Origin of the sequence: Mycobacterium sp., from assembly GCF_040398885.1 — a bacterium.
Taxonomy (GTDB): Bacteria; Actinomycetota; Actinomycetes; order Mycobacteriales; family Mycobacteriaceae; genus Mycobacterium.
Map to the genome: position 1 here is coordinate 1 of NZ_JBBATF010000215.1, position 3,914 is coordinate 3,914.

Annotated in this window: 1 protein-coding gene; it reads right to left on the minus strand. The window is 71.5% G+C overall.

Annotated features, from left to right (window positions below; genetic code table 11):
* Positions 1–71: 71 nt before the first annotated feature.
* Positions 72–3,914, minus strand: a 3,843-nt coding sequence (locus tag ADBZ5U_RS14880; protein WP_526811477.1) for a lamin tail domain-containing protein, incomplete at its 5' end; no start/stop codon positions are given.

Below are 3,914 nucleotides of genomic sequence, written 5' to 3' on the forward strand. Positions count from 1 at the left end.
GGGCACCTTGGGGCGGCTCCGGCTCCGCGGCCAGAGCGTTTCCGACACGGGCGCCCGATCGGGCGCACCCGTCACGGGCCGGCTTTGGACACCACGCGGAAGAACCGCTGACCGCCCGGGAGCGGTTCGAGGTGTTCGACCTGCCGGGCCTCTGGCCGGCCCGGCACCTCCAGGATCGGAGTCCAGACCCCGCTGGCCTCGAGTGCGCCGGAGGCCTGCAGGGTGTAGCTCCGGCCGGCCGCCGCGGGAAACCTCAGCACGAGCCCCCCGGCCGAGACCTGCGCGGTCAGGCGCAGCCCGTCGTCCGGTCCGCCGGTGCCCGGGGTGCCGCCCTGGGTGGTGCCGGCCCGCCATTGGGCCCGGTCGTTCCAGGTATCCGGCGTGGCCTGTTCGTCCGCCACCTCCATCGCCATGCCTCCACCGTCGGCCGCCGGGTGCCAGTCGCGGTACTCGAAGTCCAGCACCTCCTCACCACCGCCGTCGAGCAGGCGGAGTCGCTCACCCCCGTTGTCGAGGCGCCCGACGTATTGCCCGGCCACGGGCACCGAGGTGCCGTAGCGGGCTGCGAATGCGGTGGGGTTGGACACCACCACCAGCCGCCCTCCGGGCTCGAGGCGCCGGATCGTGCCCGAGCCGAAGTCGAACTCCACGCCGTCGACCAGCCGCACCCCGACGAGGTCAATCGTGTCGGTCGTCGACAGGTTCCGCAGCTCGATGAACTCATGTTCCTCGGACGGCACGGCACCGGCCGGCTGGGGCGGCGGGTTGAAGTGCAGCTCGGTGATCCGCAGCCAGCGCTGCGCCGGGCTGGGGTCACCCAGGTAGGCCAGCTGATGCGTGGGGCTCCCGGCCGCGTTGCGCAGGGTGAGGGTCTCACCCCGGGCCGACAGCTGCCCGGAATACGGACCCACCACAAAGAGACCCTGGCCCCCGCGCGGCCCGGAGGTGCGGGCGCGGAACCGCCGGACGTCGGGGCTGACGTACATCACGCTGTTGGAGGGCATCACCGTGCCCGGCCGGAAGGTGAAGTCCACCGCACCGGACAGGCGCCACCCGCTCAGGTCGAGGGCCAGGCCCGAGCGGTTGGTGAGGGCCACCCATTCCTGGGCCTGGTCGGCCGAGGCCGGGTTGAACTCCACGCCCAGGATCTCCGGGGTGGCGTCGTCCGGCTGGGCCAGCGGGATCCCGGCGTTGCTGGTGTTGTTGATGCCGATGGGCCGGGCGGTGTTGGTGATGCTGTGGGTCTGGTACCAGTGACGGCGGCGCGGCTCGATGAACTGGTTGAGCAGGTCGCCCACGCCGGCGGCGAAGGTCTTGTTGGCCGCCCAGGGCGAGGCGCCCCACTTGGCCCGGTCGAGCAGCGCCTCCGGCCCGAGGAGGTTGGTCATCGCGATCACGCGGTTCTCCAGGATGCGCCGCTCGAACGGGGTCCCGGGCGGCTGCACCATCAGGTCGAGGATCGAGCGCTGCCGCCGCAGGAGCATCTGCCGGGTCTCGGGCAGGCGCACGATCACGTCGTACAGGCGGTTGAAGTTGCCCCCGGTGCTCGAGCCCCCGTACAGCGGGTGGCTCTTGGAGCCGTCCACCGTGGCCTCCAGCGGGTTGCTGCCGCCATAGAGCTGGCCCCACGAGGCGTTCATGTCGAAGGGGATGTTGCGCCAGAGGCCGTCCCCGAAGGTGTCGCGGTAGAGGCTCATGTTGGCCCAGACGTCGTCGTTCTCGGCGCACCACCGGGTGCCCGCCAGGTGGTTGATGACCTGTGGCAGGTCCAGCAGGTCGAACACCGTGTTGCGTCGGGTGGCCAGCGGGGCCGACTCGTTGATGCCGTTGGCCAGCTGCAGGTAGTCGGTGCGGCTGGGATCGTTGTCCGGCTCGAGCTTCTGGAAGACCCCGGTGCTGGCGAAGTTCGGCGTGACGTTGCCCACGGCCTTGTAGAGGGCGCCGCGCGGGTCATAGCCCATGCGCTCCATCTGCTCCTGGCCGATGACGTCGTTGTGGAAGGCCAGCTGGTAGAACTGCCCGTTGAGTTGGACCCGCACCGGATAGTGGAAGGGCGAGGGCACGCCGATCTGGTCAAGGAACCAGAAGCAGAGCCCCTGCCGCAGGTAGGCGGGGTCGAGGTACTCGGCCAGGAGGGCCGACTTGCGCACGCTGCCGCCCGGCCCCGGGTGGCGCAGTTCGTGGCCCCGGTGGAACTCGAGCCGGTGGGACTTCTTGTTGAGCCCGGCCGAGGTGTTGCCGCGCAGCTCCATGTACACGTTGTCGTAGAGCTCGCCGTCGTGGAAGAGCGACACCCGGCCGCCGGTCTCGGTGTCGATGGCCCCGAGCTGGTTGGGCGCGACGAAGAGGTGGAAGACCGGCAGGCGCGTGGTCAGGTTGGTGGGCTGCACCACGGTGCCGAGGTACTCGGGCGAGGTGGTCGGGCTCGGGAAGAGCGGCCAGCGCGAGGTCGTTCCCTGGGAATCCGTGGCGACGATGCGGTAGCGGATCATCTGGCCCGGCGCGGCCAGGTCGGCCGGCAGCGTCGCCCCGTAGACTCCGTCCCCGGCGGCACCGTCGCCATGGGCCCCGTCGTCCGCCATGGACAGGCTGGCTTCCGCACCGAAGAGCACCCGGTAACGCACGGTGACCGAGGCCACCGGCTGGAAGCTCGCCCGGACCTTGGCCGTCACCCGCAGGTCCTCGGTGTCGGTGGGCACCTGGGGGCTGTGGCGCGCCTCCTCGATCACGGGGCCGGGAATGGCGGTGCCGCCGAGGTTCGGGGCACCCGGGGTGGCTTGCGTGAAGTAGACCCCGGAGGCCCCCCGCTCCCAGGACCTTCCGGCCGGCACCTGCACCACCCCGTGGGACAGGTCGGGGACCTGCCGTGGGTAGGTGGGCTTGAATTCGCTGGCCACGCTCACGCCGTCGGGGCGCACCAGCGCGAGGTATTCGCCGCCGGCCGAGAGTTGGAAGCCGGTGTGCAGCCGTGCCCCGGGGGTCCGCCGGTCCGCGCCCGAGGCGAAGACCACCAGGAACCCGCCGGCTGCGAGGTTCGTGGCCGGGAAGCGCCATTTGGCCAGGTCGCCGGGATCGTCGGTCAGGCTCCAGCCCGTGAGGTCGACCGCCGTGTCGGACGGGTTGAAGAGCTCGATCCAGTCGACGAACTGGCCGGTCTCGTCCTTGAGGGTGCGGGTGTTCGAGGCCATGAACTCGCTCAGGTAGGGCGACGCCTCCGAGGCGCCCGGGTCGAGTCTCAGGTTCCAGGGAGCCCCGGTGAAGGCGTTGGGGCTCGCGGCCAGGTCGGTGATGCCGTGATCCGCGGCCCAGGTGAACTGGACCTGCCCGGGAGCGGGCTGCGAAAACCCGAACCGGTACCGGCTGGCGTCGAGCACCACGACCGAGTCGGCCGGTTGGCCGTTGACCCGCAGGTCGGCGGCGTCCACGCCGCTCACCGCCTCGCTGAAGAGCACGGTCGCCGAGTCGAGCGTCCGCACGGCCGCCCCGTCGGGCGGCTGGAGGGTGACCACCATCGGCGGGGAACGGTCCACCAGCGTGTAGGTCACCGGTCCGTTGCCGGCCAGTCCGGCGTCCATCCGGTTGGGCGGCTCGGCCAGGTCCGTGACCGTGTGCGCGGGATCCCAGGACACGGTGACCGGTCCGGGCGGCGGTGGCGTGAACTCGAAGCGGTGGGTCGCCGGGCCGGCCACCAAGACCGACCGGGCCCCGATGCCGTTGATCCGCAGGTGCGCCGCCACGACGCCGGTGACCGGTTCGCTGAAGGTGACGGTGACCGAGGCGAGATTGCCGACGGTCGTCCCCGGGAACGGGTCCCAGCCCAGCACGCGCGGGGGAACCGGGTCGCGGGCGATGGCCTCGAGCGAGGCGTCGAAGCCCAGGTCGCTGCTGCCGAGGCTGCTCTGGAAGACCTGCAC